This window comes from Mesorhizobium newzealandense (assembly GCF_042682145.1).
GTDB lineage: Bacteria > Pseudomonadota > Alphaproteobacteria > Rhizobiales > Rhizobiaceae > Mesorhizobium > Mesorhizobium newzealandense.
Map to the genome: position 1 here is coordinate 276,466 of NZ_JBHUGZ010000007.1, position 13,935 is coordinate 290,400.

16 protein-coding genes are annotated in these 13,935 nt (G+C 63.2%); 5 read left to right on the forward strand and 11 right to left on the reverse strand.

Annotated features, from left to right (window positions below):
* Positions 1 to 82 precede the first annotated feature (82 nt).
* From ACFSOZ_RS10130 to ACFSOZ_RS10140, 3 genes are all read left to right on the forward strand, one after another.
* Positions 83 to 2,434, forward strand: coding sequence for a xanthine dehydrogenase family protein molybdopterin-binding subunit (locus tag ACFSOZ_RS10130; protein ID WP_379096782.1), 2,352 nt, complete (start codon positions 83 to 85; stop codon positions 2,432 to 2,434).
* A 12-nt stretch (positions 2,435 to 2,446) separates the two neighbouring features.
* Complete coding sequence (locus ACFSOZ_RS10135) at positions 2,447 to 3,244, forward strand: FAD binding domain-containing protein (RefSeq protein WP_379096785.1); 798 nt, start codon at positions 2,447 to 2,449, stop codon at positions 3,242 to 3,244.
* A gap of 176 nt (positions 3,245 to 3,420) precedes the next feature.
* On the forward strand, positions 3,421 to 4,443 hold the full coding sequence (locus ACFSOZ_RS10140; RefSeq protein ID WP_379096788.1) for an acyltransferase family protein: 1,023 nt from the start codon (positions 3,421 to 3,423) through the stop codon (positions 4,441 to 4,443).
* A 71-nt stretch (positions 4,444 to 4,514) separates the two neighbouring features.
* Here ACFSOZ_RS10140 and ACFSOZ_RS10145 read toward each other — a convergent pair whose 3' ends face one another.
* The 3 genes from ACFSOZ_RS10145 to ACFSOZ_RS10155 form a co-directional block, all read right to left on the reverse strand.
* Positions 4,515 to 5,000, reverse strand: coding sequence for an SRPBCC family protein (locus ACFSOZ_RS10145; protein ID WP_379096791.1), 486 nt, complete (start codon positions 4,998 to 5,000; stop codon positions 4,515 to 4,517).
* 92 nt (positions 5,001 to 5,092) lie between these two features.
* A complete protein-coding gene (locus ACFSOZ_RS10150; protein WP_379096793.1) occupies positions 5,093 to 5,590 on the reverse strand; it encodes a GNAT family N-acetyltransferase in 498 nt (165 codons plus the stop codon).
* Positions 5,587 to 6,384: a copper homeostasis protein CutC gene (locus ACFSOZ_RS10155; RefSeq protein WP_379096796.1), complete on the reverse strand. Its 798-nt coding sequence runs from the start codon at positions 6,382 to 6,384 to the stop codon at positions 5,587 to 5,589. The genes ACFSOZ_RS10150 and ACFSOZ_RS10155 overlap by 4 nt, the downstream gene beginning before the upstream one ends.
* Positions 6,385 to 6,593: 209 nt before the next feature.
* On the opposite strand from ACFSOZ_RS10155, the gene ACFSOZ_RS10160 reads away from it, so the two are divergent.
* Entirely contained in the window at positions 6,594 to 7,049 is a 456-nt protein-coding gene (locus ACFSOZ_RS10160) for a carboxymuconolactone decarboxylase family protein (RefSeq protein ID WP_379096799.1), read from the forward strand.
* A gap of 88 nt (positions 7,050 to 7,137) precedes the next feature.
* On the opposite strand, the gene ACFSOZ_RS10165 is transcribed toward ACFSOZ_RS10160, so the two are convergent.
* The 8 genes from ACFSOZ_RS10165 to ACFSOZ_RS10200 all read right to left on the reverse strand — a co-directional run bounded on the left by ACFSOZ_RS10165 (position 7,138) and on the right by ACFSOZ_RS10200 (position 13,055).
* Complete coding sequence (locus tag ACFSOZ_RS10165) at positions 7,138 to 7,569, reverse strand: cupin domain-containing protein (RefSeq protein ID WP_379098137.1); 432 nt, start codon at positions 7,567 to 7,569, stop codon at positions 7,138 to 7,140.
* A gap of 360 nt (positions 7,570 to 7,929) precedes the next feature.
* Positions 7,930 to 8,424, reverse strand: a complete 495-nt coding sequence (locus ACFSOZ_RS10170; protein ID WP_379096802.1) for a DUF3455 domain-containing protein — start codon at positions 8,422 to 8,424, stop codon at positions 7,930 to 7,932.
* 79 nt (positions 8,425 to 8,503) lie between these two features.
* Positions 8,504 to 8,899 carry a BA14K family protein gene (locus ACFSOZ_RS10175; RefSeq protein ID WP_379096805.1) on the reverse strand — a complete coding sequence of 132 codons (396 nt, stop codon included), beginning with the start codon at positions 8,897 to 8,899 and terminating at the stop codon, positions 8,504 to 8,506.
* Between the two features lie 195 nt (positions 8,900 to 9,094).
* On the reverse strand, positions 9,095 to 9,304 hold the full coding sequence (locus tag ACFSOZ_RS10180; protein WP_379096807.1) for an NAD(P)-binding protein: 210 nt from the start codon (positions 9,302 to 9,304) through the stop codon (positions 9,095 to 9,097).
* Between the two features lie 69 nt (positions 9,305 to 9,373).
* The gene (locus ACFSOZ_RS10185) at positions 9,374 to 9,868 is read right to left on the reverse strand and encodes an isoprenylcysteine carboxyl methyltransferase family protein (RefSeq protein WP_379098140.1); all 495 of its coding nucleotides are present in this window, start codon (positions 9,866 to 9,868) and stop codon (positions 9,374 to 9,376) included.
* Positions 9,865 to 10,917 (reverse strand): type III polyketide synthase, encoded by a 1,053-nt coding sequence (locus tag ACFSOZ_RS10190; protein ID WP_379096809.1) that lies wholly within the window; start codon positions 10,915 to 10,917, stop codon positions 9,865 to 9,867. Before ACFSOZ_RS10190 ends, ACFSOZ_RS10185 begins: the two co-directional genes overlap by 4 nt.
* Positions 10,918 to 11,094: 177 nt before the next feature.
* On the reverse strand, positions 11,095 to 12,045 hold the full coding sequence (locus ACFSOZ_RS10195) for a helix-turn-helix domain-containing protein (protein WP_379096812.1): 951 nt from the start codon (positions 12,043 to 12,045) through the stop codon (positions 11,095 to 11,097).
* A gap of 230 nt (positions 12,046 to 12,275) precedes the next feature.
* Positions 12,276 to 13,055 (reverse strand): alpha/beta hydrolase, encoded by a 780-nt coding sequence (locus ACFSOZ_RS10200; RefSeq protein ID WP_379098143.1) that lies wholly within the window; start codon positions 13,053 to 13,055, stop codon positions 12,276 to 12,278.
* Between the two features lie 312 nt (positions 13,056 to 13,367).
* On the opposite strand from ACFSOZ_RS10200, the gene ACFSOZ_RS10205 reads away from it, so the two are divergent.
* Positions 13,368 to 13,550: a hypothetical protein gene (locus tag ACFSOZ_RS10205; protein ID WP_379096814.1), complete on the forward strand. Its 183-nt coding sequence runs from the start codon at positions 13,368 to 13,370 to the stop codon at positions 13,548 to 13,550.
* Positions 13,551 to 13,935: the final 385 nt, after the last annotated feature.

Here is a 13,935-nt window from a genome sequence, read left to right on the forward strand (position 1 = left end):
AGTAGGGAACCAACAGCCAGTTTCCCTACTGCCTTACTGCCCTACTCACCTACTCCCCTAAAATTTTCGGGAGGAATTTCTGATGGGCATTGAAGGTGTCGGCGCTCGGGTCGCGCGCAAGGAAGACAAAAGATTCATCACCGGCGCTGGCCGTTATGTCGACGACATGGTGGTTCCCGGCATGAAGCACGCGGCCTTCGTGCGCAGCCCGCACGCGCATGCGCAGATCAAGAAGATCGACGTCAAAAAAGCTCAAGCCATGCCCGGCGTCATCGGCGTGCTGACCGGCAAGGAACTCAAGGCCGACGGCATCGGCAACCTCATCTGCGGCTGGATGATCCATTCCAAGGATGGCTCGCCGATGAAGATGGGCGCGTGGTCGCCACTCGCTTTCGACCGGGTCCGTTATGTCGGCGATGCCGTCGTGGTCGTGGTGGCCGAGACCAAGGGCCAGGCGCGCGATGCCGCCGAGGCGGTCGAGATCACCTACAAGGAGCTGAAGGCCGTCGTCGATGCCTCGAAGGCGATGGACAAGGGCGCGCCGCAGGTCCACCCCGAGGCCGACAACAATTTGATCTTCGACTGGGATATCGGCAACGCCGACGAGACGGCGGCGGCGTTCAAGAAGGCGGCCCATGTCGTCAAGATGGATATCGTCAACAATCGCCTGGTGCCCAACGCCATGGAGCCGCGCGCGGCTCTTGGCCATTACGACAAGGCCGAGGACCACTACACCTGCTGGACGACGTCACAGAACCCGCATGTCGCACGGCTGGTGATGAGCGCTTTCTACAACGTCGCGCCGGAAAACAAGCTGCGCGTCATAGCGCCCGATGTCGGCGGCGGATTCGGCTCGAAGATCTACATCTATCCCGAAGAGATCGTCTGCCTGTGGGCGTCGAAGAAGACCGGCGTGCCGGTCAAATGGGTGGCCGACCGCACCGAGAGTTTTCTCACCGACGCGCATGGCCGCGACCATCACACCCACGCCGAAATGGCCTTCGACAACGATCACAGGATCCTCGGCCTGAAGGTCGAAACCAAGGCCAATCTCGGCGCCTACATGTCGCTGTTCTCGTCGGCGACGCCGACCTACCTCTACGCGACGCTGCTGTCTGGCCAGTACAACATCCCCGCCATCCACGCCAATGTGAAGGCGATCTACACCAACACCGCACCCGTCGATGCCTATCGCGGGGCAGGGCGGCCGGAAGCAACCTTCGTCATGGAACGCATGATGGAGACCGCCGCGCGCCAGTTCGGCGTCTCACCCGCAGAGTTGCGCCGCAAGAACTTCATCACCTCGTTCCCGCACCAGACGCCGGTCATCATGTGCTACGACGCCGGCGACTATGCCGCTTCGCTCGACGCGGCGATGAAGGCGTCGGACTATGCCGGCTTTGCCAAGCGCAAGGCCGCCGCCGCCAAGAAGGGGCTGCTGCGCGGCATCGGCATGAGCTGCTACATCGAGGCCTGCGGCATCGCCCCGTCGGCGGCTGTAGGCAGTCTTGGCGCCGGTGTCGGCTTGTGGGAATCGGCGGAAGTGCGGGTCAATGCCGTCGGCACGATCGAGGTGCTGACCGGCTCGCACAGCCACGGCCAGGGCCATGAAACGACCTTCGCGCAACTGGTCAACGAGCGCTTCGGCGTGCCGCTCGATTCCGTCTCCATCGTCCATGGCGACACCGACAAGGTGCAGATGGGCATGGGCACCTATGGCTCGCGCTCCGGCGCGGTCGGCATGTCGGCCATCGTCAAGGCGCTCGACAAGGTCGAGGCCAAGGCCAAGAAGATCGCCGCGCACCTGCTCGAGGCCGACGAAGGCGACATCATCATCGAGAACGGCGCACTGAAAGTGGCCGGCACCGACAAGAACGTGCCGTGGTTCCAGATGGCGCTCGCCGCCTACACCGCCCACAATCTGCCGGGCGGCATGGAGCCCGGGCTGAAGGAGACGGCCTTCTACGATCCGTCGAACTTCACCTTCCCGGCCGGCTGCTACATCTGCGAGGTCGAGGTCGACCCGGAAACCGGTATGACCGAGATCATCCAGTTCGTCGCCGCCGATGATTTCGGCAACATCATCAACCCGATGATCGTCGAAGGCCAGGTGCATGGCGGACTGGCACAAGGCATCGGCCAGGCGCTGCTCGAAGGCGCCCACTACGACAATAGCGGCCAGCTGCTGACCGCCAGCTACATGGACTACACCATGCCGCGCGCCGGCGACCTGCCGTCGTTCAAGGTCTCGACCTCGAACACGCCGTGCCCGGGCAATCCGCTCGGCATCAAGGGCTGCGGCGAGGCCGGTGCCATCGGCTCGCCGCCAGCGGTGATCAACGCCATCACCGACGCCATCGGCAGCAACGATCTTGCCATGCCGGCATCGCCGTCCACCGTGTGGGCAGCAATCCGCGCGGCGACGAAACACTGAGGAGGAACGAGCATGTATTCGGTCAATTATCACCGCGCCGCCTCGGTCGCTGATGCCGCCAAGCTGGTCAAGACGGGTGACGCCAAGCTGCTCTCGGGCGGCATGACGCTGATCCCGGCGATGAAGACACGGCTCGCCGCGCCCTCGGACCTTGTCGACCTGTCGAAGATCAAGGAGTTGCAGGGGGTCAAGGTGTCGGGCAAGACGGTCACCATCGGTGCCGCCACCACGCATTTTGACGTTGCCAGTGACGAGAAGCTGAAGAAAGTCTGCCCGGCGCTTGCCCATCTGGCGTCGCTGATCGGCGATCCGGCGGTGCGCCACCGGGGGACGATCGGCGGCTCGATCGCCAACAACGATCCTGCGGCCGACTATCCAGCGGCGCTGCTGGCACTGGGTGCCACCATCGTCACCAACAAGCGCCAGATCGCTGCCGACAAGTTCTTCAGGGGCCTGTTCGAGACGTCGCTGAAGGAAGGCGAGATCGTTACCGCGGTCACCTTCACGGCGCCGGCCAAGGCGGCCTATGAAAAATTCCGCAATCCGGCATCGCGCTATGCGATCGTCGGCGTGTTCGTGGCCAAGGGCAAGGATGGCGTCAGCGTTGCCGTCACTGGCGCCGGCGATGACGGCGTCTTCCGGTCGAAGGAGATCGAGGCAGCATTGGCCAAGAATTTCGCCGCCTCGGCACTCGAAGGCGTGAAGGTGCCGGCGAAGAATCTGATGACCGACATCCACGCCTCGGCGGACTACCGCGCCAATCTGATCGCGGTGATGGCAAAGCGCGCGGTGGCTGCCGCCACCGCCTGACGTCAACCGGATCCTGATGCGTGAAGGGGCCTATGGGCCCCTTTTTGCATGTGGCAATCTCGCACTTGCACAAAGGGATATTGCACTGCACTATACCGGTGACCAAGCGCGAGCCGGGTTCGGAGTGTCATCACGACCTGCGACCCTTCGAATATTTCAATGCGAAGGGAGCCGGCATGACCGACATCTCCGCGACGCATGTCGTCCCGTCCCGACCCGTCGCCGACAGAGCGGCCAGAACAAGACTGGCCTATCTCGATGGCTGGCGCGGCCTGTCGATCGCCCTGGTGCTGATCGGCCATTTCTTTCCCGTTCCCGGAATCAATCTGGGCGTGCTCGGCGTCGAATTCTTCTTCGTGCTCAGCGGCCGGCTGATGGGCGAGATCCTGTTCATCGAACGCTATCCGCTGAAGAAATTCTTCAAGCGCCGCTTCTCCCGCATCTATCCCGCACTTCTGGTCTTCGTCATCGTCGCCATGGTTGCGCTCTCCGGCACATTCATCGCCTTCAAATGGAAGGCGGCGCTGACGGCGCTGACATTCACCTACAATTATGCCGGCATTCTCGTTACGCGGGCAGGCGCGCTCGACCATATCTGGTCGCTTTGCATCGAGGAGCACGCCTATATCATCCTGGCGCTGATCAGCGTCATCGTCTCAAGCCGCTCTCGCGTCGTCGTGCTGCTCCTGGCGCTGGCCTTGCTTGCCATGGCCAACGGCGCTGTCTCGTACTGGGTGTTCGGGATGGGCTACGAAGCCACCTACTGGCGCACCGATGTGCATATTGCGTCGATCCTGCTGTCGGCTTCGATCTGCCTGCTCAAGGCCGACGGCCGGCTGCCGGCGGTGTTCAGAGGCAAGCATGTGGCGCTCGCGGCATCGATCTGCGCCGTTGTGCTGTTCCTCGATCGGGTGCCGACACCAATCCACTATCTCTTCGCGGTGCCGCTGCTGGCGCTGGCCGTCAACGCGCTCGATTTCAGCCCGCGCTATCTGACCGGATTGCTGTCGTCCTGGCCGATGGCAACGCTGGGGCTGTGGTCGTATTCGCTCTATCTGTGGCAGCAGCCGTTCTACAAATTCGTTTATGAGCAAGGCAGCGCGCCGATCCCGATGCTGGCCGGGGTCTTTGTCTGCGCGCTCTGCAGCTATTACGTCATCGAACGGCCGGCGCGCGAATGGCTTAACCGCAACTGGTGAATGCCGTCGTCTTGCCCGCAAGACAACCAATGGCGCCGAACAAAGTCGCGGCCGAGGGCTGGATTTCGACGTTAGGCCGATCGGCCCTTTTTCTCGCTCAGATACCGTCGGAGACCGGCTTCGCCGCGCGGTGTTGTCCAGCGATGATTCCAGGCGAAGGCCGGCCGCAGCAGTGGTGCGAGGAATTTGAGGATCGGCCGCAGCACCGTGACCTGCCAGGTCAATTGCACATGCGTGCCGGTGCCGGACGGCGACAGTTCCGCCCGCCACAGCCCGTCGAAATCGCCGAGGGTTTTCACCACCACCAGCCGGCCGGGTTCGAGTTCAGCGGCCTCGATGATGAAGTTCAGCTCATAGGGCAGGGCGCCGCGAGCCCGTGCTCTTGCGCGCGAACCGATGGTCGCCTTGCCCTCCCTGTCGAGCGGCACCACCTCCTTGTAGACGTCGCCCCACCAAAGCGGCAGCAATTCGGCATCCGAGAGCACCTCCCACACTTCCTGCGGCGTGCCCTCGGGGATGTGCCAGCTTTCGTCGAAGCGGAAGACGTTGCTCGGCATCGCGTTTCCTCCGATTGGCGGAAACATCTACATTAGCTGTGGCCTCTTTGTGTGGCCAGCGCCAGCGGGTCAGGCGGAGATCGCGTGACGCATCAGACGGAAATCCGTCTGATGTAGTAGCGTACCGCCTTCTTGCCGCCGTGGATGACAGCGTCGCCGGCTTCAGTGAAGCCGAGGGCGGCGTGGAAGGCATCCGAGGCGGGGTTCGGCGGGTCGGTGTTGACCTCGCAGGTGACCAGCGCGTGGCCGGCGCGCTCAACATGGCCGAACAGATCCTGATAGAGCCGGCGGGCATGGCCACGGCCGCGCGCCTGTGCCGCCACGACGACCCGGTCGACATAGACGAAGCGCGGGTAGCGTTCGCGGAACCAGACGAAATTCGGGCTGTCGTAGTTGGCATCCTGGTCGAAGGTCATGATGAAGGCTTCGAGATCGCCGATGCGGCGCGCATAAAACGCCTCACGAAGCAGGAAGGACAGCCGCTCGGGCTCCAGCCACGACAGTTCGGCTGCGTGCTCGTTGTTGAGCGCCAGGATCGCTGCTTCGTCTTCGGCCGATACACGGCTGATCGGTGCAGGGGTCGCGCTCATGCCTTCGCAGCCGCAATGGTGGCCGCCACGAGGTCCGTGTCGGTCAAGGTGTTGCGGTACTCGCGGTCGAGGTCGGAGCCGCCCATGCCGACATGCGGGTTGCGGTAATCCATGGCGCTCGGCACGTCCCTGAGGGCGGCAAAATGCATTTCGGCCAACCCGGTTTGTCGGCGCACCTCGGCGATGTTGCCGAGGTCAAGCCCGCCACAGCCGAGGATGACGATGCGGTCGCCGGCCTGCCGCACCAGATCCGCCAACAATACTGTGCCCTCGACCGCCGTATCGCGCTGGCCGCTGGTCAGCACACGGCCGACCTTGCTGCGGATCAGCGCTTCGAGCGCCTCGGCCGGGTCGCGCGTCATGTCGAAGGCGCGGTGGCAGGTGACGTTCAAGGAGCCGGCAGCCTGCGTCAGCTCACTCATGCGCGCCTCGTCGATGGTGCCGTCGGCGTTCAGGCAGCCAAACACCACGCCGGGCACGCCGAGGTCGCGCAGCGCTGCGACATCGGCGAGCATCGAGGCGTATTCGGTGCCGCTGTAGAGAAAATCGCCGCCGCGCGGCCGCACCATGACATGAAAGGGCACCGTCGCCTGGTCGAGCGCGGCGCGCACCGTGCCGAGGCTCGGCGTGATGCCGCCTTCAACGAGGCTGGCACACAGTTCGACCCGATCAGCGCCGGCAGCTTGCGCGGCCAGCAGGCCGTCAATGCCTTCGACACAGATTTCGATCAGCGGCAGGCGAGTTTCTCTGGTCAAGGGGCGATCCAATCGATGAGGTCGCCGCAGCCCTAGCATCAGGCCGGTTGGCGCGAAAGCGTGAACAGCGCGCCGCCATTTGGGCCAGGCGAATTATCCCCCGCTTGACAGTCTAATAACTGTTGAGTTATGGATTAATCAATAACCTTATGGTTATTGATTTCGCTAGCCGAACTCAAAAGACCTGGATGCGCGGCCATCCGGGCCCGGCAAAACACGCCCGACGCCACACTTCAAAGGAGAAGATCATGCAAGCAAGAATTAAGAATCCGGTGGTGCTCATTCCCGGCGCGCTGCAGGCGCTGCTGGCGCTGGACAAGTCGACCGAGGCGGCCGAATTGCCCTATGTGACGCGCAAGCTCATCCATCTGCGCGCCAGCCAGATCAACAACTGTGCCCTCTGCGTCGACATGCATGCACGCGAGCTGAAGAAGGCCGGCGAAAAGGACGAGCGCATCTTTGCGTTGGCGGCTTGGCGGGAGACGCCGTACTTCACCGATGCCGAACGCGCGGCGCTGGCGCTGGCCGAGGCCGGCACACGGCTCGCCGACCGGCCCGATGCGGTGCCTGACGATGTCTGGGACGAAGCCGTCCGACACTATGACGAAAAAGCGCTTGCCGCCCTGGTCATCCAGATCGCGCTGATCAACGCCTTCAACCGGCTCAACGCCACGACACGGCAGATGGCCGGTGCTTGGGGATGAACTCCGGGGGCGGGTGGTTGTACGCGACGGTGCGGTGATGCGCGGCGTACACTCTCGGCCATTGGGGCGCGGATATCGGCCTTGGCCGCTACTGGCGCAACTCCGTATTCTTGGCGCCTTCCTCGACCTGATCGATCACCAGCAGCTTGACCGGACCGTCGCCGATGTTGGTGGCCTGATGCCACTGGCCGATCATTTCGATGATGAAATCCCCGGTCTTGTAGGTGTTGCTGTTGCCGGTCTCGACATTGGTGACCTTCAGCGTCCCGGCCTGGACATAGGCGTAGCGCGGGAAGGGGTGTCTGTGGACCGGCAAGGTCGCGCCCGGCGCGATGTCAAAAGTCGAGACCAGAACCTGCACGTTTTTCTGCGGCAGCGTGATCGGCTGGCCGGATGCGGTTGTCGTGCGTGATGCCAGTGGCGTCACGACGACGGGGGTGCCGCTGCTGTCCAGCGCATGGGCGGGGTTTGTGGAAAACGCGGCCGCCAGCAGCAGCCCTGACATCAGAATGTTTCGCATGATTCGCTCCACCCCCGCGCCAGCATCGCGCGGCGGCCATCCGCGTGCAAGCATCTGCTGGGCGCCGCGGAGTGCACCCTGATCTATCTTTGAAAAATGTTGGCCGCCGGGATCGACGAAGCCGCGAAATGCGAATTCTCGATAGTCTCTGATTTTGGTGATCGGTTTGCGATGGCACCGGCGCCGTAGATGCAGATTTTGGGTGAAGCCGGCATGACTCTCGTCTGCCGGGACTGTCAGCGGGTGCGGATGGTCTGTAGCGAGGTTAGGTCGCCAAGGGCCGAATGTCGTGAGCGCCGGGCGCACGATCGCAGGTACTGGCGCGCACTGGCCCATTGGCAGCTCTGCCAGCGAACCTGATCATTTGTAAAAGATGTAGTCGGCGGTGTAGTCGACGCGCTGCTCGGTTCCGGCCGTCGGACACGCGCCGGCCGGCCCGACTCCGCCGGAGGTGTTGACCCGTTGCACAAAACGCACCCCGGCAAGTATCCCCGATGCTGGCGGTTCCGCCGACAAGAGAAGCCAGGGAATTGCGCCCGCCTTCGGAGCGGGTTCGCTTGCTAAAACCTTGCCGACGACCTTCGAGCCGTCGGCCGCTTCCCAGGTTGGCCCGGCATAGTGCCTGGCAAACGGTCTGCCCTGTGCGTCGGAAAGTTCGGCCTGAGGCGCCTTGAAATCCCACACCGTTCCGGTCCCTTTGACGCGGCAGACATAAATCTGAACACCTTTGGCCGGGTACTTGCCCAACAGCGTGCCCCGTTGCGGAAGTGCAAGCTCGGCAGGGATCTGCTGAGCGACCGCTGACAGCGAGGAAAGCACAAGAGCAGCGAAGGTGAATGACAGGCGGGTGAGCATGGAGTTTCCAATCGAAGCTTGTATCGAATGCTCCAATCCGGTCTGCAGGGGCCGGATTGGATGCGGCTGGCCAAGTGGATCACGAGCAGTAATGGCGAAGCCCATGCTGCCCGAGATAGGTACCACTGGCAGGATCATAGGAACGGTAGAGCCGCTCGCAGTAAGCGGCGGTGCCGTCATCGTATGCGAAGGGGCCAAATCCAAAAAAGGCGTTTGCGTCGTGGCGTCCATGGAAACCATGGTGCCCATCACCGAAGCCATGACTGCCGCCGAAGCTGCGGCCGCCACCGGAGCCGCTTCCGTGGTTCATGATGGATGGCGTTCCGCCGCCGCCCATGCCGCCATGGCCGCCGCCCATACCGCCGCCGCCATGACCGCCAATCTCGCCGCCGCGAGCCATCGACGCCGTCGCCGAGCCGATCGCCAGCACGGCGCCCAACGCGACCGTTGCAAGGATTGCTGCTGAGTTTTTCATAACATGCTCCTTCAAAGTTAAGGCATCCGGCCGGTCTCTCCGGCCACAAGCGCGGCTCTTTGTTGGACGGATAGTGATGTCCCTGTCGTGCTGGATCAGATGCTTGCGGAGGAAGTTAGATGGAAGGAGCCTTGACGTCGTGAGCCGGCAACGCACTTTCACCGGTCCGAACGCGCACTTGCTTCGGCTTCAGGGCTACGAGCTTGCGCTGATCATGCTGGCGGCCCGTTCCGCGATCACCAGGGTCGGCGCCAGAGGGGCGATCGGCCCACCGGCCTCGACAAGCAAGACGCGGCAGTCGCCCCGTTCGGAAAGGCGCGCCGCAACAACGCAGCCGCCTGAACCGCCGCCGATAATGATGTGATCGTATGCGGGCTGGATCGAGTTCCGGGCCGTATGCCTCATGTGTCACGCTCCTGGTCAGGGTCATTTCGGAACAGGCTGCGCGCCCCGAGGTAGAACGGTGTCTTTCGGTCAAGGAGCAGTGGCGAGGGCCCTGTTCTCGGCCTTCAACCGAACGATCAGGATCATCGCGTTCAGGACGGAAAAGCCGGCCGCATAGGCAGGCAGGCCGAAGGCGAGCGGCAGCGCCGCGATCTCGACGGCGACGATGGCGTAGTTCGGGTGATGCAGATAGCGATAGGGGCCGGTCGCCACGAGCAGAGCGCCAGGCAGGACAATGATGCGCGTCGTCCAGCGCGTCTTCAGCGTCACAAGCACCCACAATCGCGCGATCTGCGCCACGGCAAACACCGCGAACCAGAAAGCCGCTACCGGTCGCGCCGGCGCAAGCAGCCACAAGCCCATCAGCCACGTTGCGTGCAGCACGACCATGAAAGGGTAATGCCCCGGCGCAACCTCATGCGCGCCCCGAGCCAGAAGCTGTGCCGTGTTACGCCGGGAATGGATGAGTTCGGCGAGACGCTGCAGCGTCACAAAGCCGAGGAGCGCCATGGAGGTCCACATCAGGCCGCCCTTTTCAAGGTGACGCAGCTTGCCGAGAACCCTGGTCCCATGGCGATCATCGCTGATCGTTCCGGCAGACCGGTGCGAATGGCTCGGTCGAGCACGAAAAGCACGGTGGGCGAGGACATGTTGCCGTATTCCGCGAGAACCTGGCGTTCGTCGTTGAGCGTGCCTTGCCCGAGCGCCAGTGCACCTTCCAGCGCATCGAGCACCTTGGCGCCGCCGGGATGGCAGATGAAGCGGTCGATGTCGGCCGCGCCCAGACCGTTGCGGGAGAGCATTTCGGCGATGACCGGTCCGATCCGTGAGCGGACGAAATGCGGCAGCGACTGCGCCAGCACGATGCCCAATCCGGGATCGTCGACCGTCCATCCCATGATGTCGAGCGTATCGGGGAAAAGATGCTGGCCCGTCGATTCCACGTTCGCCATGCCCCCTTCGCCGGCCGTGAGGACGCAAGCGGCGGCGCCGTCGCCGAACAAGGCCGAAGCGACGAGATTGACATTGGTCGGCTCATCGAGCCGGAAGGCGAGCGAGCAGAGTTCGATCGCCACCAGGAGGACCCTTGCGCCGGGCCGGCCCGCGGCAAGGCGCGACGCGATGGTGAAGCCGGAAACGCCGCCGGCGCAGCCGAGGCCGAAGACGGGGACGCGTTCGATGTCCGGGCGGAAACCCATTTCACCGGCGACGCGAGCTTCGATGCTGGGGACGGAGAACCCGGTCGACGACACTGTGACGATGCAGTCGATGTCCCCGGCCGCCAGCCCTGCCTGCCGGATCGCCCGCGTCGCCGCGTCCACGAACAGCCGGCTTGCGCCCTCGACATAGGCCTGCATGCGCTCCGCCCAGCCATGCGGCTCGACGAACCATGACAGCGGCTGCACCATATGCCGCTTGCGGATGCCGGAATTGCTGAAAATGGGGGCGAGATGCCGATATCCCTTTATCCGGTCGGAGAAGAGGGCCTCGGCCAGGGCGGCGGCGTCCGCTTGCCGGATGACATTGTCCGGCACCGCCAGGCCAAGGCCCGAAAGATAGACTGTTGCGTTCAAGGCCTTGGCTCCCGGTCATTGTGGACGACGGGAAGAACACGCCACGCTGGTAGCGAGGTACCGCCGGCGGTTCTCGATCCGCATGCGAAGGAGCCTAGATCGCGCGAGGTTGGACGTCGTGAGCCGCAGGCGCACTTTCACCGGTACCGGCGCGCACTAACTTCCTAGCCAGCGCGATCAGGTTTCTTCCGAATGTACGCCTGGGGCGTGACCGAACCGATGGCGAAACCTTCGTGCGAAATGCGTGTAGTCACGAAAGCCGCAGGCGTAGGCGATTTCGCTGAGAGGCTGGCTTGTTCGCAGTGACGCCCGGCGCTGCACAAGGCGCTCGGCGTGATCCAGACGAAGCGCCGATATGAGTTCGCTGCAGGTCGAGCCGCGTTCCGTGAAGAGCTTCTGGAGGTAGCGCAGCGATATCCCCATTTCAGCCGCCACTTCGTTGGGGCCGAAATCCGGATCGGCAAAGCCGTCCCTGACGATGCTCTGGATACGCCTGAACAGCGTGTCCGAATGACGTGAACCGAGCCACCGCTCGGATGGTGCGAACAGCGCGCCGACAAGATCGTAAACCGCAAGCTGCATGTAGGAATCGGCGGGCGAGAGGGCTGATCCTTCGGTTTGCGCGGCATCCCGGACAAGATCGAAGAGCAGACGCCCGGCGGACGTTCCGCCAGGCCGGTAGAGCCCAGCCTGTGGCTCGAAACCAAGATGAGACACCAGTGACTCGCGTGGCAAATCGAGAGTCGTCGCGGTGATCCCTGCCTCGTTGCCGTTGTTGGTGAAGTATGTCGCGGGCCGGGCCGCATCGACGAATGCGACATCGCCCACGGCAAGTTGCAAGGCTTGGTCGTTGTGGGTTATCGCCGACTGGCCAGCGACCTGAAAGAAGACGAAGTAATGGTCCACGCTGTCGCGGCGAACATCCTGATAGGTCCGCTCGATCCGCTCGGCGTTGCAACCTAGGTTCAGCCCCGTGAACCCGCAGGCGCTCAGAGGTCGCACCCAACCGGTAAAGGTGTCGGGTTCGGTGCCTTCCGGGTTATACCCTCCGCACAGGGCGCGGAGTGTGTCTCTCCACGCCTCGAAATTCAGCTGTGGCGATCCGACAAAATTGTCGCTCTGAAGCATCGTGGCGTCCAATCCAAATGGCTGGTTTTGAAAGACTCGTGTTGAAGCCGCCCGGTGGTCCATCTGGTACCGCCAACGGAATCGTCTAGCGGTTCAATCCCGTGGCGCGACCAGAGGCCGCAGCGTCCAGCCGTCGGCTGGCAGCCAATCTCCTTGCGGTTTTTTGCGGCTAGGCATTCGATCGAGCTGACCGTGAGCCGGCTGGTTTCCATGCGTCCCAGCCAACCTCGCTAGCCGAGCTGCCCGGCGGCTTGCGAGATCAGCTGGGCGATCTCATACGGATGGGAGATCAGCGACAAATGGCTTGCCTTCACCTCGATGGTCCTTGCGTTCATGCGCTTTGCCATGAAGCGCTCGAGATCCGGGTTGATCGTGCGGTCCTCGGTCGAGACGGCATACCAGCTTGGCTTCGAGCGCCAGGCCGCTTGCGTTGTCTTTCCGGTGAAAAGCCTGTCCGAGATCGGCCCCTGGACGGCATAGAGGATACGCGCCTTCTCACGAGGAATTCCGCCGGCGAAATCCCGCAGGAAAGCCTCTTCGCTGAGCTTGCCGTAGCCTGCGGTCCAGATAAGGCCGGCGGAGGCGGGGGGTGCTGCAAAAGTCTTGGCAAGCGCCGTGTAGTCTTCGCCCGCATCAGGAGCGCGCGCCGCGACATAGACGAGTGAGGAAACCTTTGGATCCATCCCCGCCTCGGTGACGATCATGCCGGCAAAGGAATGTCCGACAAGTATCGTCGGACCATCCTGGAGCGCGATCGCACGGCGCGTTGCCTCGACGCCCGCCTCCAGCGTGGTCAGCGGATGCTGGACGACGGTTGCCCTGAGGCCGGCCTGCTGCAGGATGCCAACCACCTCTGACCAGCACGAGCCATCCGCATATGCGCCGTGGACCAGGACGACATTGCGAACCTTGGGGGCCGTCTGGGCTCGCGTCTTGCTGGAGCCGGCCAGTATGCTCGCGGCCACCCCGGCGACAAGCGCGGTGGAGAAAGTACGTCTATTCAACATGATCGTGGATTCCTTGAAGGATTGGCAGATCCGCGCCGAAGCTGCGGCCGGATGGCGCCGCAAATGCTTTGCGCGACGCTCACGTCCAATCTTCGCAGCCTGCCGAGCCCTCGTTACGGCCGTCACTGCTTCGTGATCGCTTGCCTGGGGCACACGCCGTCTTTCACGATGCCGCCGCTGGATTTTGGAACGTCACCCTCATCAACAAGGTCAGTCACCACGGCGCCTCCGCGGGGTCGATGACACGCTACTTAGTGGCGTTGTCTAAATTAGTAGATACGCAGATAATGGAGTGTCGAACGCAGGGACAAACCCATGACAACCTACATCGTCAGCGTGTTCGAGAAGCCGCATTGGCGCACGGTGCTGTCAACGAACGACAAAGCCAAAGCCTTCGACCTGGCCAAGGAGATCGGTGACAAGGTCCGGATAGAGGAAGTCAAGCCGAAACCGAAACCGAAGCCGAAACGGTCGGTCGGCCAACGTCAAGCGTGCTGAAGGGCAGGGAACGTAGGGAACCCAAGGCCCGCGACACAACCGGGTCATGCCTGGCCTAACCGCCGGTGTCAAACATCCGCGCGGCGAGCAAGATTGGTGACGTGCCTCGCTGCAGGATTCCTCGCAAGGCTGCCAGCAAATGGACGCACGTCATGCCCGCGGTGACGGATGGACAGAGATCCTGCTTTCGCGTCCTTGGCCGTGTGTTCGGTGAACCCCGACGGCATCGGGCGCCGCCCGGCCTGTGCAGAGCGGCTTCTGCGAAGCGCATTATATTAGCAAGAAACGATATATTAACGGCTGTGGTGCAGCCTTTTCCACAGGAAGCACCTCCTCATCGACGCTCCAACGCGCGCCCTTGGAGCAGCGGGACGCTTGACCAGAT